A 22,379-nucleotide genomic window follows, 5' to 3' on the forward strand; every position below is an offset into this window, starting at 1 on the left:
CGCTGCGACACAATAACGTGGCGAAACGTGCCGCCGTCGCGGCGATCACCCGCGTCCGCGATATCCCGGCACGTTCTGATCAGGAATCCATACCGACCGGGGAGGTTCCCCCGATTGCCAGAACACGTCGATCGGGATGCCGCCGCGCGGATACCAATAGCCGCCGATGCGCAGCCATACCGGCTGCATTTCCGCGACCAGCCGCTCGGCGATGCCGACCGTGCAATCCTCATGGAAGGCGGCATGGTTGCGGAAAGACCCCAGGAACAGCTTCAGCGATTTCGATTCGACGATGGTCGCGGCGGGGACATAGTCGATCACCAGATGCGCGAAATCGGGCTGTCCCGTCACCGGGCACAGCGAGGTGAATTCGGGCGCGGTGAAGCGCACCAGATACGGCGTGCTGCGCGGGTTGGGAACATAATCGAGTTCGGCGGCTTCCGGAGTCGCGGGAAGCGGGCTGGCCTGGCCAAGGAATTTCGGGTCCATGGCCCCATTGTAGAAGGGACTGCGCACAAATGGAACGGGTGCTGATCCCGATACTGGGCGACCAATTGTCGCTTGCGCTGTCGTCGCTCGCCGACGCCGATCCCGATACCACGACGATCCTGATGATGGAGGTGGTCGAGGAAGCGACCTATGTCCGCCATCATCCCAAGAAGATCGCGTTCCTGTTCGCCGCGATGCGCCACCATGCCGCCGAACTGAGCGACAAGGGGTGGAGCGTCGATTATGTCCGGCTGGACGACCCCGACAATGTCGGCACCTTTACCGGAGAGATCGCCCGCGCGGTCGAGCGGCACGATCCGACCGCGATCATCGTCACCGAAGCCGGCGAATGGCGGGTGCAGGCGATGCTGGAGGCGTGGGAGACGATCTTCGGCATTCCCGTGTCGATCCGTCCCGACACGCGCTTCCTCTGTTCGCACGACCGGTTTCGGGAATGGGCCGACAACCGGCGCGAATTGCGCATGGAATTTTTCTATCGCGAGATGCGGCGCGAAACCGGGCTGTTGATGGACGGCGCCAAGCCGGTCGGCGGCAAATGGAATTTCGACCACGACAATCGCAAGCCGGCGAAGCGCGACCTGCTGATCCCCCGCCCGCTGTCGTTCACGCCGGACGCGGTGACGCAGGAGGTGCTGGCGCTGGTCGCGGATCGGTTCGGCGACCATGCCGGTACGCTCGACGGGTTCGACTTTGCGGTCACGCGCAAGGATGCGCTGCGCCAGCAACGCGCCTTCCTCACCCATGCGCTGCCGGGGTTCGGCGACAATCAGGACGCGATGCTGACCGGCGAACCCTATCTGTGGCACGCCGTCCTCTCGCCCTACATCAATGCCGGCCTGCTCGACCCGCTCGACCTGTGCCGGGCGGTCGAGAAGGAGTACGCGGCGGGCAAGGTGCCGATCAACGCGGCGGAGGGGTTCATCCGCCAGATCATCGGCTGGCGCGAATTCGTGCGCGGCATCTATTGGCGCGAGGGGCCGGACTACGTCACGCGCAACTTCCTCGGCGCGAAGCGCGACCTGCCGGCATTCTACTGGACCGGCGAGACCGACATGCACTGCCTGTCCCAGGCGATCGGGCAGACGCTGGACAGGGCCTATGCCCATCATATCCAGCGGTTGATGATCACCGGCAATTTCGCGCTGCTGATCGGTGCCGACCCTCAGCAGGTCCATCGCTGGTATCTGGAGGTCTATGCCGATGCCTATGAATGGGTCGAGCTGCCCAATACGCTGGGGATGAGCCAGTTCGGCGATGGCGGGCTGCTGGGGTCGAAACCCTATGCGTCGTCGGGTGCCTATATCGACCGGATGTCGGATTATTGCGGGACATGCCGCTATGATGTGAAGCAGCGCACCGGGCCGGACGCGTGCCCGTTCAACGCGCTCTATTGGGACTTCATCGCCCGCAACCAGGAAAAGCTCGGCCGCAATCCGCGCATGGCGATGCCGTACCGGACGTGGGACAAGATGGCCGAGGAGACGCAACGCGAGCTGCTGGGGCAGGCGAAGGGGTTTTTGGCGGCGCTCGACAAGCTGCCGAAATACGAGGGGTAGGTCCGCACACCTCGTCATTCCCGCGCAGGCGGGAATCCATACGCGCTGGCTTCTCGGCTGGAGCACGGACCGTCGCGTATATGGATCCCCGCCTGCGCGGGGATGACGAGAGATACGCGTTGGCGGGCCGTAAGCCAGACCCTAACGCTTGACCCATCGCGCCGCGCGCCTAAGCCTTGGCCGATGCAACCGCTCGTTTCCACCGCATGGCTCGCCGACCGGCTCGGTACCCCCGGCCTCGTCGTCCTCGACGCGACCTTCGTGGCCGTGCAGCCCGATCCCCCCCGCGACGAAGCCGCCGAATTCGCCGCCGCGCATATTCCGGGCGCGCGCTTCCTCGATCTGCGCGCGCTGTCGACGGGCCAGGCGACCTCGCTGCCCGCGGCAGAGAAGCTGGCGGCGCGGCTGGGCGCGCTGGGGCTGAACGACGATGTGCAGGTCGTGCTGTACGACAATTCGCCGCACCATACGGCGGCGCGGGGCTGGTGGCTGCTGCGGCGTTTCGCCCGCGCGCTGCCGGTCGCGATCCTTGATGGCGGGCTGGCCAAATGGCGGGCCGAGGGGCGTGCCCTCGAAACCGGCATGGATCAGCCGACGCCGACCCGTTTTGCCGCCGATCCCGACCTGGCCCCGGTACGGACCAAGGCGATGGTGCAGGCGTCGCTCGACAAGGAAACGACGCAGCTGGTCGATGCACGCTCGCCCGCGCGGTTCGACGGGAGCGAGGCCGATCCGCGCGGCCTGCCCTCCGGCCATATTCCGGGCAGCACCAACCTGCATTATGCCCGTTTCTTCCACGACGACGGGACGTGGCGGTCGCCACAGGAACTGGCGGCGCTGTTCGCCGGGGCGGGGATCGATCTCGACCGGCCGGTCACGACGACCTGCGGGTCGGGCATTACCGCCGCGATCCCGGCCTTTGCGCTGCACCTGCTGGGGCGCGATGCGGCGCTGTATGACGGCAGCTGGACCGAATGGGCCGCCGACCCGCAGACGCCGAAGGTGGTCGCATGAGCGCCCCCGACGCATCCCACGCGCCCGAGACACAGGTCGTCACCGGCGGCCGCCGCGACGAATGGACCGGGGGCGTGGTCAATGTCCCCGTCTGGCGCGCCTCGACGATCCTGTATGACGACGTGGCCGATCTGCGCGCGGCGGCGGGGGCGAATACCCATCACCGGCTCTATTACGGTCGGCGCGGCACCCCGACCCAGTGGTCGCTGGCCGAGGCGCTGACCGAGCTGGAGCCGGGGGCCGAGGGGACGTTGCTCTATCCATCGGGCGTCGCGGCGATCACCACCGCGCTGCTCGCATATCTGAAGCCCGGCGATCACCTGCTGCTGCCCGACAGCGCCTATGACCCGACCCGTGCCTTTGCGCAGGGTATCCTGAAGACGATTGGCGTCACCACCACGCTGTACGACCCGATGATCGGGGCGGGAATCGCCGAACTGATGACCCCGGCGACGAAGGTGCTGTTCCTCGAAAGCCCCGGGAGTCTCACCTTCGAGGTGCAGGACGTGCCGGCGATGACCGCCATCGCGCGGGAACGGGGGATCACCACCATTCTCGACAATACCTGGGCGACGCCGCTGCTGTTCCCGGCGATGGCGCACGGCGTCGACGTGACGATCATGGCCTGCACCAAATATGTCGTCGGCCATTCCGACGCGATGCTGGGATCGGCCACCGCCGTGGCGTCGCACTGGCCGGCGTTGCGCGATGCGACCTATCAGCTCGGCCAGCATGTCGGGCCGGACGATGCGGCGCTCGGCGCGCGGGGGCTGCGCACCATGGCGGTGCGGCTGAAACAGCATGGCGAGTCGTCGATCCGCATCGCCCGGTGGCTGTCCGACCAGCCCGAGGTGGCGCGCGTGCTGCACCCCGCGCTGCCGGGCTGTCCGGGGCATGACATTTTCATCCGTGATTTCCGGGGCAGTGCCGGGCTGTTCGCCTTCGTCCTGAACGGCGGCAGCGATGCCGGCCGGGTCGCGTTGATCGACGGCCTCAAGCTGTTCGGCATCGGCTATAGCTGGGGCGGGTTCGAAAGCCTTGCCCTGCCGATCGACCCGCATCGCTACCGCAGCGTGACGCGCGCGGAGGCCGAGGGGCCGATGATCCGGTTGCAGATCGGGCTGGAGAATGCCGACGACCTGATCGCCGATCTCGCCGCCGGGCTGGCACGGTTCCGGGCGACACCGTGAACGGCCTTGCCGCCGGGCTGGCCGCACAGGGATTGCCGGTCGCCGATGGGCGGGAACTGGCCGAAGCCGGTATCGTGGCAGGGCTGGTGCTGTTGTCGCTGCTGCTCGGCTGGCTGGCCGGGCGTTGGGCCGGGCCGCATCTGACGACGTTGTGGCGCGACCGGGTGGGCGACCATGCCGTCGGCCTCGCCACGCGCATGTGCGACATCGTGCGGCATTTCGTGGCGGTCATCGCGCTGGCGCTGGTCGCGCAGGGGCATGATTGGGGGGCGCTGGCCGATATCGTCGTTGGCCTGGCGCTGGGCGCGGCGGTCGGCCGCCTTGCCATGCAGCTGCTGCGCGGCGTCAACCTCGCCCGCTGGCTGGCGTGGGCGGTATCGTCGATCCTGTTCGTCGCGGTGCTGGCCGGATCGGTCGGCGGGCTGGAGCCGATCACCACCACCCTCGACGCGATCGGCTTTTCGGTCGGCCGCCGCCGCCTGTCGCTGCTGGCGCTGGTCAGCGCGCTGCTGACCGCGGTCGTCCTCTATGCCGTGGTGCGCGTTGCCAACAAGCTGGTCGGCCATGCGGTGGATCAGGCGAAGAGCCTCGACCCCGCGCAGAAACTACTGGCGCAAAAATTGGCATCGATCGCGGTGGTCATCGCCGCCTTCTTCTTCGGGATCGACCTGCTCGGCATCGACCTGACGACCTTTGCGATCTTTTCGGGCGGGCTCGGCCTCGCGGTCGGGTTCGGATTGCAGAAGACGGTTGGAAACCTGATCGCGGGCATCATCCTGCTGATGGACCGGTCGATCAAGCCGGGCGACGTGATCGTCGTCGGCGACAGCTTCGGCTGGGTGAACAAGATCGGGGTGCGCGCGGTGTCGGTCATCACCCGCGATGGCAAGGAGCATTTGATCCCCAACGAAATCCTGATGACGCAGGAGGTGGAGAACTGGTCCTTTTCCGACCGCAACGTCCGGGTGCGAATCCCAGTCGGGGTGGGGTATGAAACCGACCTGCGGCTGGCGCAGCAGCTGATGCTGCAGGCCGCGACCGAAAGCGCGCGGGTGCTGCGCAGCCCGGCGCCCAATGTCTGGCTGATCTCCTACGGCGAATATGCCGTGGAGCATGAAATTCTGGCGTGGATCAGCGACCCCGAACAGGGCGTCGGCAATGTCCGGTCGGACGTGCTCAACCGGTTGTGGGACCTGTTCAAGGAGAATGGCATCGAGATTCCGGTGCCGCGGCGCGAGCTGATGTTCCGCGACGGGGCGCAGGGGACGAAGGGGTAGCGCACCCTTTCGCCGCCGCCGACCACCCCCTATCTTGCCCTGCGTGACAGCCATCACCGCCCGCATCGCCGAGGGCGTCCGCGCCGTGCCCGCCGACCAGTGGGATGCCTGCGCGGGCAAGGGCAATCCGTTCCTGTCCCACGCGTTCCTGTCGGCGCTGGAGGAATCGGGCAGCGTCGCGCCGGGATCGGGGTGGCAACCGCTGCCGATCATCGTCGACGATGCCGATGGCGTGCCGCAGGCGATCGCCCCGGCCTATGCCAAGGGGCACAGCCAGGGCGAATATGTCTTCGACCACGCCTGGGCCGATGCGTGGGAGCGGGCTGGCGGCGACTATTACCCCAAGCTGCAGGTCGCGGTGCCCTTCACCCCCGTGCCCGGCCCCCGATTGTTGTTGCGCGACGGTGCCGACCCCGCCGCGCTGATCGGCGCGGTCGAGGCGGTGGTGCGGCAGAACGGCCTGTCGTCGGCACACGCGACCTTTGTCGACGACGCGCAACTGCCGGCGTTTCAGGCGGCGGGCTGGCTGGTGCGGGCGGGCACGCAGTTTCACTGGGCCAATCGCGGCTATGGCTGCTTCGATGATTTCCTGAACGATCTGGCCAGCCGCAAGCGCAAGGCGATCCGCAAGGAACGTGCCGCCGCGCTCGACGGGCTGACCGTCCGGCACCTGACCGGACGCGATCTGACCGAAGCGCATTGGGATGCGTTCTGGGCATTTTACCAGGATACCGGCAACCGCAAATGGGGTCGCCCGTATCTCACCCGCCGCTTCTTCTCGCTGCTGTCGGAACGGATGGGCGACGCAGTGCTGCTGATCCTGGCCGAACGCGACGGCAGGCCGATCGCGGGGGCGCTCAACCTGATCGGCAGCGATGCGCTCTACGGTCGCTATTGGGGTGCGGTGGAGGAGGTGCCGTTCCTCCATTTCGAGCTATGCTATTATCAGGCGATCGACGCCGCCATCGCGCGCGGGCTGCAACGGGTCGAAGCCGGGGCGCAGGGCGAACACAAGCTCGCGCGCGGCTATGTCCCGGTCACCACCTGGTCGGCGCATTTCCTGCCCGATCCGGGGTTTCGCGCGGCCGTGGCCGAGTTTCTGGAGCGCGAACGCGCGGCCGTGGGGCAGGAGCAGGCTTTCCTGAACGACCTGACGCCGTTCAAGCGGGCATAAAGGCCGATCCATCTGGACAGAGGCGCGGCCCCACGCGGGGACGACGCCCTGTGCAAGCCGCCTTATTTCTTGCCCATCAACCCGCCGAGGCCGCCCGGCAGCATGTCGCCGATCCCGCCCAGCGCGCCGGGATTGACGTCGAGCCCCAGCAACTGCGCGAACTGGCCCAGCGCATCGGGACCGCCGACTTCGGACAGGATCGCCTCGATCTGGTGGCGCGATACGCCGCTATGGTCGGCGGCTTCCTGCGCGGGATCGGCATGGCCGGCAAACTTCATCAGCAGGCCGAGCACGGTCTGCACCTGTTCCTGCGAGATCCCCGCCTTGTCGGCGATGGCGGGCAGGTCGAATTGGCCGGCCAGCTTCAGGGCGTTGTTCAGCAGGTCCATCAGTTTTTCCTCAGCGGTTCGTTGGCCGCCATCTGTCGCGATGGGCGGCGGCGGGGTTTGGCGAACGGACGATTGCCCAGATCGCTCCATGTCAGCACGGGCGGCGGCACATTATGGTCGATGCGGAACAGCGCGGAGCGACCATTGCGCCACAGCGGGATCAGCCCCTGTTCCAGCCGCCGGTCATATTTGGGCGGGCGGATCAGCCATACGTAATCGAACGCATCGCGCGGGAATTTGTACAGCGCGCCGGCGATCGGTCGCCAATATTCGCGCGGGCATTTGACGTCGGTGACCAGTTCGGACGGATCGTGCGAGAAGCCCCGCGCTTCCTTGTACTTGACGGTCAGCAGCTGTCCGCCGGCCATCGACCATTGGTCGTTTGCATAAGCCAGCCGCCGGGTGAGCGCCATGCCGGGCAGATGCTGCAGCCGGGTCATGCGCCATTCGTTGTAGCAGGTCTCGCCCACGAAGGTGACCAGCCGCGCGCCGACCGGCACATGGTCCAATGCGGCCAGTTCGCGGTCATAGTCGCGGTCGTACAGCCAGAAGCTGGCCGTCGTCGCCCCCATCCGCCCGACGAAGATCGCCAGCGCGATCCCCGCCAATACCCCGGCATGGCGGATCGACAGGCCGGCCTTGGGCCTGAGCGCGATCAGGCTGATCCCGAACAGATACGGCACCAGTCGCATATCGGCATAGGCCGAGCCGAAGACGATGCGCGGCAGCAGGACATAGACTGCGATCAGGAACAGCGCCGACAGGCCCAGATTGCGTGAATAGCCGATGTTGGGATCGCGCAACCCCTTGAACAGCACGAGGTAGAAGACCGCGACCGAGGCGAGGTCGTAGAGCTGCCAGCGGTCGCGCAGCGTCATCGTCATCCACTGCATCTTCGCGCGCCAGTTGAACCAGTCGGCGGTCTGCCCGCCGACATGGCCGCCCGAACGCCACAACAGCATGAGCAGCGCAGGGGGCGCGAGGACGAGGCAGTGGAGCCCGGCGTGGAAGGCGGCGGCGAACCAGTTGCGACGCTTGTCATGTTCGCGGATCAGCTCGGCCGAGGCGGCGAGCACGCCCAGCGTCCCCCAACCGAAGGTATGCGTCAGCCAGATCAGTCCGGCGATGGGCACGAACACCACCCCGCGCAGCACCAGCCGCCCCTGCCGCCCCAGCCGCAGCCACAGCGCAAAGGCGTTGAGCGCGAGCGCCATCGACAGCAGGAAATTGGCGAAGCCGAAATGGAACGGAAAGCTGTAGACGATCGGCAGCGCGAACAGCGCGGTCGCCGGGATGCGGCCATGCACCTCGCGCGCGATCCACAGCAGCCCGACGGCGGTGAGCGCCGGGATGGTCAGGATGATGAGCTTGACCGCGGGTTCGAGGCCGATCAGCGGTTCGAGCAGCCAGACCAGCAGGTCGACGCCCAGATTGCCGATCAGGCTCCAGTCGAAATTATACCAGTCGTGGAACCAAGGCGCCTGTCCGGTGTCCCACAATTGCTGGACCCGGTAGCGGCCCATATGACCGGGCAGGTCGACCATCGGCGGAATATCGGGCCATAGCAGCGGCACCGCCGCCAATACCGCCATCAGCGCGACGAACCACCGCGTCTGCCACCAGTTGAGCCTGTCCCCCTGCATCGGCCGCTTTTAGAGGGGGGAAGGGCCTTCGGGCAAGCGTCCGCGCACTTTGAAGAACAGCATCGATCCGGGGAGCGGGATCGGTTCCAGCCAGGCGGGCACGCGCCCGGCCTGCAACGCTTCGACCAGACTGCCGGGGCGATAGGGCGCGAGTTCGCTTTCGTGCATGATATCAGGGCATAGCGCGACATAATCGACGCCCGACCGGCGGGCGAACGCGGCGGCGCGATCGGGCGGGGCGAGGAAGAAGCGATAGGCCGCCATGTTGCCGCGATTGTTGCGGTGATAGCCCGCCGCCCACACGCGGTGCGGCGTCATGCCGATCAGGTAGGAGCCGAGATCGATCGGCGCGACGACCAGCCCGCGCGGCTGGCGGGCGATCGCGACGAATTGGTCGGCCGTGGTGCAGCGTCCGACATTCTCCCGCACGACCATCACCGGCTGCGCCAGCACCGCGTCCATCTGTTTCGACACGGCGAGATAGGTGACGCCGGCGCCCAGCAGCCACAGCAGCAGGCGGCGGGGCATCTGGTCCGGCGCGCCGCGCGTCGCGGCGATGCCGATGGCGAACGGGATCGTGGCGAGTCCGGCAAGGATGTAGGTCACGCGAATCTGCAGGATCGCGGCGACCGCGCTGATCGCCAGCACGATCGCAAAGGCGACGGCACCGCGCGCGCGCCATCCGCCGCGTATCGCCTGTACCACGGCCAGCGCGCTGCCGATCAGCGACAGGGTGCCATAGGCGAGGATCGTGCCCAGCGTATCCTGTCCGACGAACAGCCCGCGCGCCTCGCTGACATTGCTCATCCACACCCGCTTCAGGAACGGGGTGAGCGCGTCATACGGGCCGGCCAGGCACACCATCGACGTGCGCGATACCGACCATGCGACGATGCACCCGACCAGCGCGGCGACGGCAAGGCGCGGCCCCACCCCGCGCAGGCGGGGGCCGGCCAGCCCCAGCACGCCCCACCCGGCTGCCAGCGCCAGCGTCGCGCTGGTCGAGGCGGGGGTAAAGCCGTCACACCATGCGCGCGGCCAGACATAGGGGTGCATGAACGCCAGCATCAGACCGGTCGCCCCCGCCAGCGCGATGCCGAAGCCCAGCGCCCGGCGGTCCTCGCGCGCGTCGCCGGTCAGCCACAGCCAGCCGAGCGCGACCATCACCGCGACCAGTTCGGGTGCCGATTCGAGACCGATGGCAAGGCTGGCGGCAACGACCAGTCCCATCACCGCGCCGGAAGCCCGCGACGGTGCGCGCAGCAGGCCGTCGACCAGCGCCAGCATCAGCACGATCTGCAACGCGTGGTGGTCGATCCGGCCGGGGATGAACAGGCTGATCGTCGGAAAGGCGAGCGCGGCGAGGATGACGGCGATCGGTCGCGCGCCGGGTCCATGCAGCCGGCCGGCGATGCGCGCGGCGAGCAGCAGGTAGCAGAAGAACAACAGCGCCGGCCACGCGATCACCATCGCGACCTCCGCGCCATGGGTGCCGACCAGTGGCGTCAGCGCCAGGATCATCGCGGCGGGCACCGCATCGGCCAGCCGCGACCAGTGCATCGACGCGCCACCCGGCGGCCCCAGCCGATGCTGCATCAGGTCGTTGAACGCCTGCCCCCCGATCCAGTCGCGAATCTCGGCCAGCCGCATCATGTCGTCATTGTCGGGCAGGCGCAGATGGCGCAGCGCCGCCCACTCCTTGATCGTCCACGCCATCGTCAGCAGCAGGACAAGGCCCAGCGCGAGCAATGGGACCGACCAAAAGCGGCGCGGCATCGGGGCAGGATCAGCGGTCATGGACGGGCATGTCGCCGCAACATGCTTAATTTCACGTATAGCGTTAACCGAGTCTTCGTCGTTTTGCCCGCACCATCGCCGGACGATCCCGCCGCTGGAGCAACCGATGTCCGCCGTCCGCCTGCCGATTTCCGGTGAAGCCATCGCTCCCCCCGCCGAGATCGAGCTGTCGATCGTCATGCCGTGCCTGAACGAAGCGGAGACGCTGGCGGTCTGTATCAAGAAGGCGAAGGCGTTTCTCGACACGCATGGCATCGCGGGCGAGGTCCTGATCGCCGACAACGGGTCGACCGACGGATCGCAACAGATCGCCAATGCGATGGGCGCCCGGATCGTGGCAATCCCGGTGCGGGGCTATGGCGCGGCGCTGGCCGGCGGCATCGCGGCGGCGCGCGGGCGATTCGTCGCGATGGGCGATGCCGATGACAGCTATGATTTCGGCAGCCTGATGCCGTTCGTCGAACGGCTGCGGGATGGTGCCGACCTGGTGATGGGCAATCGTTTCCAGGGCGGCATTGCGCCCGGTGCCATGCCGGTGCTGCATCGCTTCCTCGGCAATCCGGTCTTGAGCCTGCTCGGCCGCGCATTCTTCGATGTGCCGGTCGGCGATTTCCATTGCGGGTTGCGTGCCTTCCGCCGCGACCGGGCGCTGGCATTGGGGCTGACCTCGCCGGGGATGGAATTCGCCAGCGAGATGGTGGTGAAGGCATCGATCGCCCGGCTGGCGATTGCCGAGGTGCCGACGACGCTGGCCCCCGATGGCCGCTCGCGCCCGCCGCACCTGCGCACGTGGCGCGACGGGTGGCGGCATCTGCGCTTCCTGCTGCTCTATGCGCCGCGCTTCCTGTTCTTCTATCCCGGCATGGCGCTGCTGCTGGCGGGGGCGGGCGTGACCGGGATGCTCGCGACCGGCGACGCCAGCATCGGCGCGGTCGAGTTCGGGCCGCACACCATGATCTTTGCGACGATGGCGGCGCTGATCGGCGCGCAGATGGTCTGTCTGGCGGTGCTGGCGCGGCTGTTCGGCATTCGCAGCGGGATGTGGCCCGAAAGCGCGGCCATGCGCCGGTTGCGCGGCTGGTTCACCGTGGAGCGCGGCTGCATCGCTGGCGGGCTGGCGCTGCTGGCCGGGCTGGCCGGTGGCGTCGCCTCGACCTGGCTCTGGGCGCAGGCCGGGTTCGGCGCGCTGGTGCCGGGCGAGCTGATGCGGCTGACGATCCCGTCGATGCTGCTCGGTTGCCTGGGCGTACAGATCGGCGCGACATCGTTCTTCGCCGCGCTGCTCGACCAGCCGCAGGGCCTGCGCACTTTGGTTTGATCCAATAGCGTGGATGCGGCACCGGCCCGCTCCCCCACCCCGCCACCCAGCTAGGATACGCTGTGGGTGGCGGGGTGGGGGAGCGGGCCGGTGCCGCCCTGATCCGGCGCTGCCGGATCAGACGATCAGCGATCCCGCCGGCCGAGCAGGCGCAGGCGCAGGGCGTTCAGCTTGATGAACCCCGCCGCGTCACGCTGGTCGTACGCGCCCTGATCGTCCTCGAACGTCACGACCTTTTCGCTGTAGAGCGAATTGGGCGAACGGCGGCCGATGACATGGACCCCGCCCTTGTACAGCTTCAGCCGGACTTCGCCCGACACCTTGTGCTGGCTGTGGTCGATCGCGGCCTGCAGCATCTCGCGCTCCGGCGAGAACCAGAAGCCGTTATAGACCAGCTCGGCATAGCGCGGGGCCAGTTCGTCCTTCAGGTGCGCGGCACCGCGGTCCAGCGTGATCTGTTCGATCGCGCGGTGCGCGGCGTGCAGGATCGTGCCGCCGGGCGTTTCGTACATGCCGCGCGACTTCATGCCGACGAAGCGGTTCTCAACCAGGTCGAGCCGGCCGATGCCGTGCGCGCGGCCCAGCTCGTTGAGCTTGGCGAGCAGCGTGGCGGGCGACATCCCCTCGCCATCGACCGCCACCGCATCACCGCGTTCGAACGCGACGGTGACGATCTGCGGCGCGTCGGGTGCTTCCTCGGGCGAAACGGTGCGCGAGAAGACGTACTCGGGCACTTCGTCCCACGGGTCCTCCAGCACCTTGCCCTCCGACGAGGTGTGCAGCAGGTTCGCGTCGGTCGAGAAGGGCGATTCGCCGCGCTTGTCCTTGGGCACCGGGATCTGGTGCTGTTCGGCGAAGGCGATCAGCGCGGTGCGGCTGGTCAGGTCCCATTCGCGCCACGGGGCGATGACCTTGATATCGGGCTGCAGCGCGTAATAGCCGAGTTCGAAGCGGACCTGGTCGTTACCCTTGCCGGTCGCACCGTGGCTGACGGCATCGGCGTTGACCTGACGCGCGATCTCGATCTGGCGCTTGGCGATCAGCGGCCGCGCGATCGACGTGCCGAGCAGATACAGCCCCTCGTACAGCGCGTTCGACCGCATCATCGGGAACACGAAATCGCGGACGAATTCCTCGCGCAGGTCGTCGATGAAGATATGCTCGGGCTTGATGCCCATCAGCTCGGCCTTCTTGCGCGCCGGCTCCAGCTCCTCGCCCTGGCCCAGATCGGCGGTGAAGGTCACCACCTCGCAGTTATATTCCTGCTGCAGCCATTTCAGGATGACGCTGGTGTCGAGGCCGCCCGAATAGGCAAGCACGACGCGGTTGATGGACTCGGCCATGGGCAGGCTCCTTCGCTGGAATGGTTTGGCGCGCGGTTAGGCGACGCGGACGCCGGGCGCAAGGACACGCGCTTGCGCCGGGTGTTGCCCGATGCAATCGTGTTGCGCCTTTTCCCTTTTGCGAAAGAAGCTGACCCGATGTTGATCGCGCTCCTCGCCCTGGCATTGCAGACCGCCCCGACGCCTGCCCCGGCCACGCCGCCCGCGCCGGTCGTGGAGCCGGCGGCCGATGACGAGGCGGAGTTCTTCGCGATGTTCGACACGAACAAGGACGGGTCGATCGGCAAGGCCGAATTCGACGCGATGAGCGTGAAGATCGATGCCGAGGCGGCAAAGCAGGACCCATCGCAAAAGGGGCAGGCCGCCGCCGGCCTCGCCACCGCCTTTGCCCTCATGGACCAGAACAAGGACGGCAGGATCACGCGCGAGGAGTTCCGCACGATCGTGAAGGCCGGGCAGTAGGTACCAGCCGCTCTATTCCGCCGCCAGCAACGTCGTCGCCCCGCCCAGGTCGACCGACACCAGCCGGCTGACCCCGCGTTCGACCATGGTGACGCCGAACAGTCGGTGCATCCGGCTCATCGTCGCGGCATTGTGGGTAACGATCAGGTAGCGGGTGTCGGTATCGGCCGCCATCCGGTCGAGCAGGTCGCAGAAGCGGTCGATATTGGCATCGTCCAGCGGCGCGTCCACTTCGTCGAGCACGCAGATCGGCGACGGGTTGGTCAGGAACAGCGCAAAGATCAGCGCGACGGTGGTCAGCGCCTGTTCGCCGCCCGACAACAGGGTCAGCGATTGCAGTCTTTTGCCCGGCGGCTGCGCAAGGATTTCAAGGCCGGCTTCCAGCGGGTCGTCCGAATCGACCAGTTCCAGCTGCGCCTGCCCGCCGTCGAACAGCGCGCCGAACAGCCGACGGAAATGTGTGTCGACCGCCGCGAACGCCGCCAGCAGCCGCGCGCGCCCTTCGCGGTTGAGCGTGCCGATCGACCCGCGCAGCCGCTGCACCGCCTCGGCCAGCTCGGCGCGCTCCGCCGCCGTCTCGCCCTGCGCCGCTTCCAGTTCGGCCAGTTCGGTATCGGCGATCAGGTTGACCGGGCCGATCCGGTCCCGATCCGCCAGCAGCCGGTCATGGGTGGCGCTCTCTGCGGCCGCATCGCCGACCTCCGCCCCGACGAAGCCGATGCGCGGCAACAGCGGCGGGGGGCATTGGAAGCGTTCGCCCGACAGCCGCCCCATCTCCAGCCGGCGCTGCTCCTGCGCCTCCGCCCGCGCACCGGCCCCGGCGCGCCGTTCGCGCGCGGCGGCGAGCGATTCGGCAATTGTGCCGGCGGCACGCTCGGCCGCACGCAGCCGGGCTTCGGCAGCCTGTTCCAGCATTGCCGCGTCGGTGGTGGCCTGGCGCAGCGTGCCGAGCATCGCGTCCACGCCGGCCAGTTCCGCTGCCAGCGCGGCCGGGCGATCGGTCAGCGTCGTGCGGTCGGCGGCGATGGCGGCGATCCGCGCGTCGACCTCGGCGATGCGCCGGGCGGCATCGGCGGCGCGGGTCTGCCACGCGGTGATCTCGCCGCTGGCGGTCGCCAGCCGCTCCCGGTCGCGCCGCAATGCCGCGTCGAGCGATGCGCGTGCCGAACGGGCATCGGCCACCGCCGCGCGTGCGGTCGCCGCCGCCGTCGCCAGCGCGGCGACCCGCCCGGCGGTGGCGCTGCGGTCGGGTAGCTGGCGCAGCGCGGCATCGGCCCGGTCGGCATCGTCCTGCGCCTCGATCCGGTCGCTGCCGATCCGCTCCAGCCGGCTGGCGACGTCATCGGCCCGCGCCTGCGCCCGTTCGATCGCGGTGGCGGCGCGGTCCTCGGCCCGCAGCGCCTCGCGCGCCTGCGCTTCCGCCTGTTCCAGCGTGCGGCGGGCGGTGGCCAGCGCTCCGCGCGCGTCGGCGATCGCGGCATCGGCGGCGGTCAGCGCGGCATCGGCGGCGTCGCGGCAGGCGAGCAGCCCCGGGCGCTCCTGCCCCAGCAACCGCAGCCGGTTGGTACGGGCCAGTCGCTCCGCCGCCGCTGCGCCCGATCCGGCCCGCGCCCGCAACCCGTCCCACCGGCGCAATGCCCCGTCCAGCGTCACCAGCCGCTGCCCCACCGCCAGCGTCGTACCCTCGTCGCGTTCGACCACCAGCACCTGTTCCAGCCGTCGGGCGAGCATCGGGGCGGTGACCTGCGCCGACAGCCGGCCGATGCCGTGCGGGATCGCCGGACTCTCGAGCGGTGCGGCGTCGGCATCCCAGAATCGATCGTCGGCGGGGTCGATCCCGGCGTCGAGATCGTCGCCCAGTGCCGCCGCCAGTGCCGCCTCGAACCCCGGTTCGACCACGACCGAATCGATGATCCGCGCGCGACCGGTTCGCCGTAGTGCGCGCTCCAGCGCGGCGATTTCCCCGTCCAGCGCGGCCAGTTCGGCGGCGGCGGTCGCGCGGTCGGCCTGCGCCCGCCCGCGTGCCTCCTGCGCCGATCGTTCGGCGGCATCGGCATGGGCGATGGCCGCGCGGGCACCGTCGGCGCTGGCCGTTGCCGCCGCCCGCCGGTCGCCCGCCGCCGCCCGCTCTACGGTCAGCGGTTCGAGTGCGGGCAGCGCCGCCTGTTCAGCCAGCGCCCGCGCCTCGTCGCGGCGGGCGCGGTCCAGCCGGGTGCGCGCGGCGTCCTGCGCGGCGGCGGCGACCCGCGCCTCGGCAAGCTCGGCCGCCTGTGCCGCCAGTGCGTCGCCATGGGCGGCGTCGGCCAGCGCTGCCGCCGCCATCGCCTCCGTCAATGCGGTGTCGAGTTCGGGCAGGCGCACGGTGCCTTGCGCGATCGTCGCGGTAAGTGCGGCGGTCTCGTCGGTCAGCCGCGCGACGGCATGCGCCGCGTCGCCCGCCAGCGCGCCTTCACGCGCGCGATCGTCGGTCAGCCGCGTCGCCTGTGCCGCCAGGTCGGCCAGCCGCCGGGTCGCGGCGTGGGCCTGTGCCTGCAGCCGGTCGCGGGCATGGGCGGCGTCGCCGGCCCGCTGGCGCACCTCCTGCGCCGCCGCCCGTGCGGTCGCCAGCGCCTGGGTCGCTTGCGCCTGTTCGGCGACGGTTTCCGCCTGCGCCGCGCCGTGATCGGCGACCTGTGCCTCGGCCGCCATCGCCTCGGCCTTGGCCGTATCGGCGGCGGTGGCGGCATCGCGCCAGCGGGCATAGATGGCGCGGCCCTCCGCGATGCGGATCGCGTCGGTCAGCTCGCGATACCGCGCGGCGACCTTCGCCTGTCGCCGCAGGGCCGCGGCGCGCGCATCCTGTTCCTGCGCCATCTCGCCCAGCCGGTCGAGATTGGCCTCGGTCGCGCGCAGTTTCGATTCGGCATCGCGGCGGCGAACGTGCAGGCCGGAAATGCCCGCCGCATCCTCCAGCATCGCGCGGCGCTCGGCAGGACGGGCGGCGATGACCGCGCCGATCCGGTTCTGGCTGACCAGTGCCGGCGAATGTGCCCCCGTCGCGGCATCGGCGAACAGCAGCGAAACGTCCTTCGCGCGCACATCGCGGCCATTGATGCGATAGGCGGAACCGGCGCCGCGTTCGATCCGGCGGACAATCTCGACCTCATCGCCCGCCGCATCCTCGGCTAGGATCGCGACCTCGGCAAAGTCGCGCTGCGGGCGGGTTTCGGTGCCGGCAAAGATCACGTCGTCCATGCCGGCGCCGCGCAGCGACTTCGCGCTGTTCTCGCCCATGGTCCAGCGCAACGCTTCGAGCAGGTTCGACTTGCCGCAGCCATTGGGACCGACCACCCCGGTCAGCCCGGCCTCGATCACCAGGTCGGCGGGGTCGACGAAGCTCTTGAACCCGCTCAGCCGCAGCCGCCGGAGCGTCAGCCCCGGCGTGGGCGGTGTGGCCGCGTCATCCCCCGCGGCCACGGGGTCAGGCGCCAGCGCCCTTCAGCGCCGCTTCGATCTGCGCCCAGGTCACCGCGTTCTCGACCTTTTCGCCGTTGATTAGGAAGGTCGGGGTGCCGGTGACGACCGCGCCGCCATCTTCGGTGATTTTGACGACTTCCTGCAACAGCTTCTGGTCGGCAAGGCACTGGCGCGCCTTTGCCTCGGGCACGCCGCGCTGCTTCACGAAATCGACGAAGCCCGCCGCATCGGCCCAGCCGGTGACGGCCTGGAGCGGCGGGATCGACTGCAACCGCGCCTGTTCGGCCTGCGGGAGCGCCTGCATCCGGTCGAGCGTCGCCGCCTGGTTCTGATACATCGCCTCGAGCAGCGGGAAGAAGGTCGCCGTCCCGTTGCAACGGCCAAGCACTGCGGCAGCCAGGTCGGGCGCGCCGTGCACCGCAAAGTCGCGGAATTCGAAGCTCACCTTGCCGGTCGAGACATAGTTGTTGATGAGCGGTTCGTTGCCTTCACGCGCGAATGCACCGCAGGTCGGGCAGGTGCGCGAGCCATATTCGAGCAGCTTCACCGGCGCATCGGGGTTGCCGATGCGATAGCCGCCCTCGGGCGTGACCGCGACCATGTCGGTCCACTTCTTGCCGGCCGGGGCCGCGACATTGGCGACCGGTGCGGCGGCGGTGCCGTTGGCGCCGGTGCCGGAATCACCACCGCCACAGGCCGACAGGGCCGCAAGCGCGATCAGGGGGAGTGCGAAACGCATGGGATCTACTCTCTTGTCAGGGATCAGGAGGCGGTCAGGAACGGCTTGAGCGTGGCCCAGTCATGGGCCTCCACCTTCTTGCCGTTGACCTCGAAGCTGGGCGTGCCGTCGATATTAGCCGCCTGTGCCGCTTCGGCGATGGCGATCGCCCGCTTCTGCGCGGCTTCGTCGTTCAGGCAAGCGGTGATCTTCGCATCGTCCAGCCCGTGCCCGCGCAGCAAGGTGCGCAGGCCGGTCGCACCGGCGAGCTGTTCCAGCCGCTTGCCGATGGTCGGCGTCGCCTGCTGCGCTGCCGGCGTCGCGGCAAAGGCTTCGGCCTTGTCGAGCATCGCCGTCTGCTGCGCAAAGATCGCGTCATGCGCCGCCACGAACCGGTTCGCGCCGCCACAGCGCGCCAGAAGGACGGCCGACAGGTCGAGCGCGTCGCGCGGCAGCGTGCGATATTCGACCCGCACCCGGCCCGATCGGATCAGCGCGGTCAGCTCCGGCTTCGCATCGCGGGCAAAGGTGGCGCAGTGCGAACAGGTATAGCTGGCCCATTCGACCAACTGCACCCGCGCCATCGGGTTGCCGACCGCGACGCCGCCGGTCGGCAGCATCGTGACGCTGTTGGTCCAGTTGCGCGCGGTGGCGGCCCTTGCCGGGGCCTGCGCCTTGGCCGGGGGCATCCCGAACAGCGCGAGGATGAATGAGCACAGAAGGATCAGGATACGCATCAGCGGACCTTGCCAAGGATCGGAATGGCGGGAGGGGGCGGCGCAGCGACTGCCCCGGCGAGCGCGGCGAGAACCTCGCGCAGCTCCGGATCGGCGATGTCGCGCAGGCTTTCGTGCATGTCGGCCGGGATCGGCGGCGGTTCGCGGCGCGGCGGCACCGCGCGACGCGGCCGCACCTCGCCATGGCGGAACTGCAGCCGGGCGACCGCGGCATAGCCGAAGAACCGGTTCACCCGCTCGACGATGTCCGGCGCGATATGCTGCATCATCGTGCCATGCGCACCCGATACGATCAGCGTCAGCGTGCCATCGGCACGCTTGCCCGGCGGGAAGCGGATCGATTCGGGGGCCGACACGCGGGCAAAGCGTTCGCCGACGATCTCACCCCAGCGGCTGACCACGGCGGATTGCACGAAACCGAACTTGCGGAACGCCGCGCCGCCGATATCGGGCAGCAATTCGGCGACGGGCCGCGCACCGCCACGCCGGCGGGGTTCGGGAATCGTCGCATGGGGGCGGGGGCGCGTCGTCATTACCGGCATCCCATGCCATAGAGCCGGCGTGGACGCCAAGCATCTCTCTGTCGCCGAACGGTTGCTCGACTGGTACGATCCCAACCATCGCACCCTGCCGTGGCGCAGCCCGCCGGGCACCGCCGCCCCCGATCCCTATCGCGTCTGGCTGTCGGAGGTGATGCTGCAGCAGACGCAGGTGGCGAGCGTGCGGCCTTATTTCGAAGCGTGGACCGCGCGCTGGCCGTCGTTCGCCGCGCTGGCGGCGGCGGACGATGCCGATGTCATGGCGGCGTGGGCGGGGCTTGGCTATTATGCCCGCGCCCGCAACCTGCTGGCTTGTGCGCGGGCGGTCGCGGCGGGGGGCGCACTGCCCGACACCGAAGCCGAACTGCGCAAATTGCCGGGTATCGGCGATTACACCGCCGCCGCGATCGCCGCGATCGCCTTTGACCGACGCGCGGTGGTGGTCGATGCCAATGTCGAACGGGTCGTGTCGCGCCTGTTCGCGATCGCCGAGCCGCTACCGGGCGGGCGTCCCGCGATCCGCGCCGCGACGGATGGGATCACCCCCGACAGCCGCGCCGGCGACTTCGCGCAGGCGATGATGGACCTGGGGTCGATGGTCTGCACCGCGCGGAGTCCGCGCTGCCTGCTCTGCCCGCTGCGCGACGATTGCGCCGCCTATGCCATGGGCACGCCCGACGTCTTTCCGGTGAAGGCGGCGAAGAAGGCGAAGCCGCAGCGATTCGGCACGTTGTTCTGGGCCGAGCGCGACGGGCAGGTGTTGCTGGTACGGCGGCCGGACAAGGGGCTGCTGGGCGGGATGCGCGCGCTGCCGACCGGGCCGTGGGGTGACAGCGATCCCGGCAGCGAAGGCGCACCTTTCGCTGCCGACTGGCGCAGCGTCGGGATGGTCCGCCACGGCTTCACGCATTTCGATCTTGCCTGCACCGTCATGGTGGCGGATGCAGCGGGGGAAGACACCGCGCAGGGCGAATGGTGGCCGGTCGCGGACATTGCCGCCGCCGGGCTGCCGACGCTGTTCGCGCGGGCGATACCGGTGGTGGAGGGAATGCGATGACGCGGTCGTACTGGATGCGGAACACTCTGGCGTTGACGGGGGCGCTGACAGGCGCGCTGCTGGCCGTGCAGCCGGCGATGGTCTGGGCACAGGCCGCGCCGCCGCGCGCGCCCGCCCGCCCGGCGGTGCGCGCGCTGCCCGCGACCGAGGCGATGGTCCGCGACTATGTGGCGCAGAAGAAGGTGCCGGGCATGGTGGTGGTCGTCGGCGGCCCCGACTGGACCAGCGCCCACGCCGCCGGCCGCGTCGCGACCGACGCGACCGCCGCGCCGGCCAATGTCGATACGCTCTGGCGCGTCTATTCGATGACGAAACCGATCACCGGCATGGCGGCGATGATGCTGGTCGAGGATGGCAAGCTGAAGCTCGACCAGCCGATCAGCGACTTCATCCCCGGCTTCAAATCGATGAAGGTGCTGACCGATCCGGCCAACAGTCTGGCCAGCCGTCCGGCGACGACGCCGATCACAGTGCGTCACCTGCTGACCCACACCGCGGGCCTTGGCTACAGCATCGTGACCAAGGGGCCATTGCTGAAGGAATATGAGCGCCTGGGCATTGTCCCCGCCGCCGTCAACGCGCAGGCAGAGGTAGCGCTGGCCCAGGCGCGGCCGAAATCGCTGGAGGAATTCGCGAACCGTGTCGCCACCCTGCCGCTGATCGCCGAACCGGGGACCAAGTGGAGCTATTCGATCGGGCTGGACGTGCTGGGCCGCTTGATCGAGGTGGCAAGCGGCATGTCGTTCGAGCGTTTCCTGCAGACACGGATGTTCGCTCCGCTGGGCATGACATCGACCTATTGGACGGTGCCGGCGGCGCAGAAGGGGCGGTTGGCGACCAACTATGCGTGGGCCGGCGACAATCTGGTCCCGGTCGATCCGGGCGCGACGTCGGTCTGGCTGTCGCCGCCGAGCTTTCCCTATGGCGGGGCGGGGCTGGTCATGTCGGCCGCCGATTACGACCGGTTCCTGCACATGCTCCAGAATGGCGGCACGCTGGAGGGCAAGCGCGTGATGAAGCCCGCTACGGTGGCGCTGGGCATGTCGAACCTGTTGCCGGCCGGTGTCACCTTTGGCGGGGTCGATGGCGCGACCGGGGGACAGGCGGGGCCGAAGATGGGCTTTGGCGCGGGCGGATCGGTCTATCTCGAAACGCTGCCCGGACGGCCGGGCAAGGGCACCTATGGCTGGGGCGGGGCGGCCGGGACCGTCGCGTTCGTCGATCCGTTGCGGCAGCTGCGCGGGACTGTCATGGTCAATTACTTCCCGGCCGACAAATGGCCGCTGCGCGACGATCTGGTAAAGGCGCTGGCGCGCGATCTGGCGGGGCCGGTGCGATGATCGGCTTTACCGGCGCGGCGCTGGTCCGCGCCGATCACGAGCGCGACGATCCCGCGGCGTTCGCGCGGTGCAAGGGCGATCCGGCGGCGCGGCTGCTGGTGCTGACCGGGCTCGAACCACCGGTGGGCGACGACGGCGCGCTCGCGCTGGTGGCGATGGACCCGGCGCGGCGCGATGCGTTGCTGCTCGGCTATCTGGAGGGCACGCCGCTGTTCGTCGTCGGCGACGGCGACGGCAGCGCGCCGGCGATGCGATCGCCCGCGCTGATGGCCGCGCTGGCGGTGATGCCGCCGGCCGATGTCGCGCTGTACGGCGTCGCGCGCAGCCTGCTCGACTGGCATTCGCGCCACGGTTTCTGCGCGAAGTGCGGCCATGCCAGCGTCGTCGCACGCGGCGGCTGGGCGCGGTCGTGCCCCGGCTGTGGCGCGCTGCATTTCCCGCGCACCGACCCGGTGGTCATCATGGCGGTCGAACATGGCGACCGCGTGCTGCTGGGCCGCCAGCCGAGCTGGCCCGCCGGGCGGTATTCGGCGCTCGCCGGCTTTGTCGAGGTCGGCGAATCGGTCGAGGAGGCGGTCGCACGCGAGGTGCTGGAGGAAGCGGGCGTCGCGGTCGACGCGGTGCGCTATGTCGCCAGCCAGCCCTGGCCGTTTCCCTCACAGCTGATGATCGCCTGCATCGCGACCGCGCCCGACGACAGGCTGACAATCGACACGTCGGAGCTGGAACATGCGTTCTGGGCCACGCGGGACGAGGTGCGCGCGGCGCTGTCGGGCGACACGTCGCGCTTCATCGCGCCGCCGGCCCATGCGATTGCGCGGAGCCTGCTGGCGGCATGGGTGGGGGAATAGGCCCAACC

19 protein-coding genes are annotated in these 22,379 nt (G+C 69.2%); 10 read left to right on the top strand and 9 right to left on the bottom strand.

From position 1 onward, the window contains the following. Positions 1-45: 45 nt before the first annotated feature. A complete protein-coding gene (queF, locus tag ASE58_RS13360; protein ID WP_055822133.1) occupies positions 46-489 on the bottom strand; it encodes a preQ(1) synthase in 444 nt (147 codons plus the stop codon). Positions 490-518: 29 nt separating this feature from the next. Between queF and ASE58_RS13365 the strand changes: the two genes are divergently transcribed. The 5 genes from ASE58_RS13365 (at position 519) to ASE58_RS13385 (ending at position 6,721) form a co-directional block, all read left to right on the top strand. Then, complete coding sequence (locus ASE58_RS13365) at positions 519-2,066, top strand: cryptochrome/photolyase family protein (RefSeq protein WP_055822136.1); 1,548 nt, start codon at positions 519-521, stop codon at positions 2,064-2,066. Positions 2,067-2,249: 183 nt separating this feature from the next. Further along, positions 2,250-3,080, top strand: coding sequence for a sulfurtransferase (locus ASE58_RS13370; RefSeq protein ID WP_055822139.1), 831 nt, complete (start codon positions 2,250-2,252; stop codon positions 3,078-3,080). Further along, positions 3,077-4,270, top strand: coding sequence for a cystathionine beta-lyase (gene metC / locus ASE58_RS13375; protein WP_055822142.1), 1,194 nt, complete (start codon positions 3,077-3,079; stop codon positions 4,268-4,270). Before ASE58_RS13370 ends, metC begins: the two co-directional genes overlap by 4 nt. Continuing rightward, positions 4,267-5,547: a mechanosensitive ion channel family protein gene (locus tag ASE58_RS13380; protein ID WP_443024666.1), complete on the top strand. Its 1,281-nt coding sequence runs from the start codon at positions 4,267-4,269 to the stop codon at positions 5,545-5,547. Before metC ends, ASE58_RS13380 begins: the two co-directional genes overlap by 4 nt. A 43-nt stretch (positions 5,548-5,590) precedes the next feature. Beyond that, a complete protein-coding gene (locus tag ASE58_RS13385) occupies positions 5,591-6,721 on the top strand; it encodes a GNAT family N-acetyltransferase (RefSeq protein WP_055822145.1) in 1,131 nt (376 codons plus the stop codon). A 62-nt stretch (positions 6,722-6,783) separates the two neighbouring features. Here ASE58_RS13385 and ASE58_RS13390 read toward each other — a convergent pair whose 3' ends face one another. From ASE58_RS13390 to ASE58_RS13400, 3 genes are read right to left on the bottom strand one after another with little or no spacing between them, the layout of a single operon-like run. Then, positions 6,784-7,110: a hypothetical protein gene (locus tag ASE58_RS13390; protein ID WP_055757115.1), complete on the bottom strand. Its 327-nt coding sequence runs from the start codon at positions 7,108-7,110 to the stop codon at positions 6,784-6,786. After that, on the bottom strand, positions 7,110-8,753 hold the full coding sequence (locus ASE58_RS13395; RefSeq protein ID WP_055822148.1) for a hypothetical protein: 1,644 nt from the start codon (positions 8,751-8,753) through the stop codon (positions 7,110-7,112). Before ASE58_RS13395 ends, ASE58_RS13390 begins: the two co-directional genes overlap by 1 nt. A gap of 9 nt (positions 8,754-8,762) precedes the next feature. After that, entirely contained in the window at positions 8,763-10,550 is a 1,788-nt protein-coding gene (locus ASE58_RS13400; RefSeq protein WP_055822150.1) for a hypothetical protein, read from the bottom strand. Positions 10,551-10,656: 106 nt separating this feature from the next. On the opposite strand from ASE58_RS13400, the gene ASE58_RS13405 reads away from it, so the two are divergent. Then, the gene (locus ASE58_RS13405; protein ID WP_055822153.1) at positions 10,657-11,868 is read left to right on the top strand and encodes a glycosyltransferase family 2 protein; all 1,212 of its coding nucleotides are present in this window, start codon (positions 10,657-10,659) and stop codon (positions 11,866-11,868) included. Positions 11,869-11,993: 125 nt separating this feature from the next. On the opposite strand, the gene ASE58_RS13410 is transcribed toward ASE58_RS13405, so the two are convergent. Further along, the gene (locus ASE58_RS13410; RefSeq protein ID WP_055822156.1) at positions 11,994-13,211 is read right to left on the bottom strand and encodes an argininosuccinate synthase; all 1,218 of its coding nucleotides are present in this window, start codon (positions 13,209-13,211) and stop codon (positions 11,994-11,996) included. 138 nt (positions 13,212-13,349) lie between these two features. Here ASE58_RS13410 and ASE58_RS13415 point away from each other — a divergent pair, with 138 nt between their 5' ends. After that, positions 13,350-13,673 carry an EF-hand domain-containing protein gene (locus ASE58_RS13415; RefSeq protein ID WP_055822159.1) on the top strand — a complete coding sequence of 108 codons (324 nt, stop codon included), beginning with the start codon at positions 13,350-13,352 and terminating at the stop codon, positions 13,671-13,673. Positions 13,674-13,685: 12 nt separating this feature from the next. Here ASE58_RS13415 and ASE58_RS13420 read toward each other — a convergent pair whose 3' ends face one another. The 4 genes from ASE58_RS13420 to ASE58_RS13435 are packed head-to-tail and all read right to left on the bottom strand — an operon-like array spanning position 13,686 to position 19,117. Beyond that, positions 13,686-17,087 carry a chromosome segregation SMC family protein gene (locus ASE58_RS13420; protein WP_055822453.1) on the bottom strand — a complete coding sequence of 1,134 codons (3,402 nt, stop codon included), beginning with the start codon at positions 17,085-17,087 and terminating at the stop codon, positions 13,686-13,688. A 46-nt stretch (positions 17,088-17,133) separates the two neighbouring features. Next, on the bottom strand, positions 17,134-17,868 hold the full coding sequence (locus tag ASE58_RS13425) for a thioredoxin domain-containing protein (protein WP_055822161.1): 735 nt from the start codon (positions 17,866-17,868) through the stop codon (positions 17,134-17,136). Positions 17,869-17,891: 23 nt separating this feature from the next. Further along, positions 17,892-18,584: a DsbA family protein gene (locus tag ASE58_RS13430; RefSeq protein WP_055822164.1), complete on the bottom strand. Its 693-nt coding sequence runs from the start codon at positions 18,582-18,584 to the stop codon at positions 17,892-17,894. Then, positions 18,584-19,117: a DUF721 domain-containing protein gene (locus ASE58_RS13435; RefSeq protein WP_082468013.1), complete on the bottom strand. Its 534-nt coding sequence runs from the start codon at positions 19,115-19,117 to the stop codon at positions 18,584-18,586. Before ASE58_RS13435 ends, ASE58_RS13430 begins: the two co-directional genes overlap by 1 nt. A gap of 28 nt (positions 19,118-19,145) precedes the next feature. Here ASE58_RS13435 and ASE58_RS13440 point away from each other — a divergent pair, with 28 nt between their 5' ends. The 3 genes from ASE58_RS13440 to nudC are packed head-to-tail and all read left to right on the top strand — an operon-like array spanning position 19,146 to position 22,371. Next, positions 19,146-20,180, top strand: coding sequence for an A/G-specific adenine glycosylase (locus ASE58_RS13440; protein ID WP_235513619.1), 1,035 nt, complete (start codon positions 19,146-19,148; stop codon positions 20,178-20,180). Further along, entirely contained in the window at positions 20,177-21,520 is a 1,344-nt protein-coding gene (locus ASE58_RS13445; RefSeq protein ID WP_055822170.1) for a serine hydrolase domain-containing protein, read from the top strand. Before ASE58_RS13440 ends, ASE58_RS13445 begins: the two co-directional genes overlap by 4 nt. Then, complete coding sequence (gene nudC, locus ASE58_RS13450; protein ID WP_055822172.1) at positions 21,517-22,371, top strand: NAD(+) diphosphatase; 855 nt, start codon at positions 21,517-21,519, stop codon at positions 22,369-22,371. The genes ASE58_RS13445 and nudC overlap by 4 nt, the downstream gene beginning before the upstream one ends. Positions 22,372-22,379 lie beyond the last annotated feature (8 nt).

Origin of the sequence: Sphingomonas sp. Leaf9 (assembly GCF_001421355.1) — a bacterium.
Taxonomy (GTDB): Bacteria; Pseudomonadota; Alphaproteobacteria; order Sphingomonadales; family Sphingomonadaceae; genus Sphingomonas.

Excerpts from the sequence above, each read along its gene's own strand:
- ASE58_RS13415 (WP_055822159.1), top strand. The coding sequence starts at position 13,350 with ATGTTGATCGCGCTCCTCGCCCTGGCATTGCAGACCGCCCCGACGCCT.
- ASE58_RS13430 (WP_055822164.1), bottom strand. The coding sequence starts at position 18,584 with ATGCGTATCCTGATCCTTCTGTGCTCATTCATCCTCGCGCTGTTCGGG.
- ASE58_RS13400 (WP_055822150.1), bottom strand. The coding sequence starts at position 10,550 with ATGACCGCTGATCCTGCCCCGATGCCGCGCCGCTTTTGGTCGGTCCCA.
- ASE58_RS13435 (WP_082468013.1), bottom strand. The coding sequence starts at position 19,117 with ATGACGACGCGCCCCCGCCCCCATGCGACGATTCCCGAACCCCGCCGG.
- queF (WP_055822133.1), bottom strand. The coding sequence starts at position 489 with ATGGACCCGAAATTCCTTGGCCAGGCCAGCCCGCTTCCCGCGACTCCG.
- ASE58_RS13370 (WP_055822139.1), top strand. The coding sequence starts at position 2,250 with ATGCAACCGCTCGTTTCCACCGCATGGCTCGCCGACCGGCTCGGTACC.
- nudC (WP_055822172.1), top strand. The coding sequence starts at position 21,517 with ATGATCGGCTTTACCGGCGCGGCGCTGGTCCGCGCCGATCACGAGCGC.
- ASE58_RS13365 (WP_055822136.1), top strand. The coding sequence starts at position 519 with ATGGAACGGGTGCTGATCCCGATACTGGGCGACCAATTGTCGCTTGCG.
- metC (WP_055822142.1), top strand. The coding sequence starts at position 3,077 with ATGAGCGCCCCCGACGCATCCCACGCGCCCGAGACACAGGTCGTCACC.
- ASE58_RS13390 (WP_055757115.1), bottom strand. The coding sequence starts at position 7,110 with ATGGACCTGCTGAACAACGCCCTGAAGCTGGCCGGCCAATTCGACCTG.
- ASE58_RS13445 (WP_055822170.1), top strand. The coding sequence starts at position 20,177 with ATGACGCGGTCGTACTGGATGCGGAACACTCTGGCGTTGACGGGGGCG.
- ASE58_RS13405 (WP_055822153.1), top strand. The coding sequence starts at position 10,657 with ATGTCCGCCGTCCGCCTGCCGATTTCCGGTGAAGCCATCGCTCCCCCC.
- ASE58_RS13410 (WP_055822156.1), bottom strand. The coding sequence starts at position 13,211 with ATGGCCGAGTCCATCAACCGCGTCGTGCTTGCCTATTCGGGCGGCCTC.
- ASE58_RS13425 (WP_055822161.1), bottom strand. The coding sequence starts at position 17,868 with ATGCGTTTCGCACTCCCCCTGATCGCGCTTGCGGCCCTGTCGGCCTGT.
- ASE58_RS13395 (WP_055822148.1), bottom strand. The coding sequence starts at position 8,753 with ATGCAGGGGGACAGGCTCAACTGGTGGCAGACGCGGTGGTTCGTCGCG.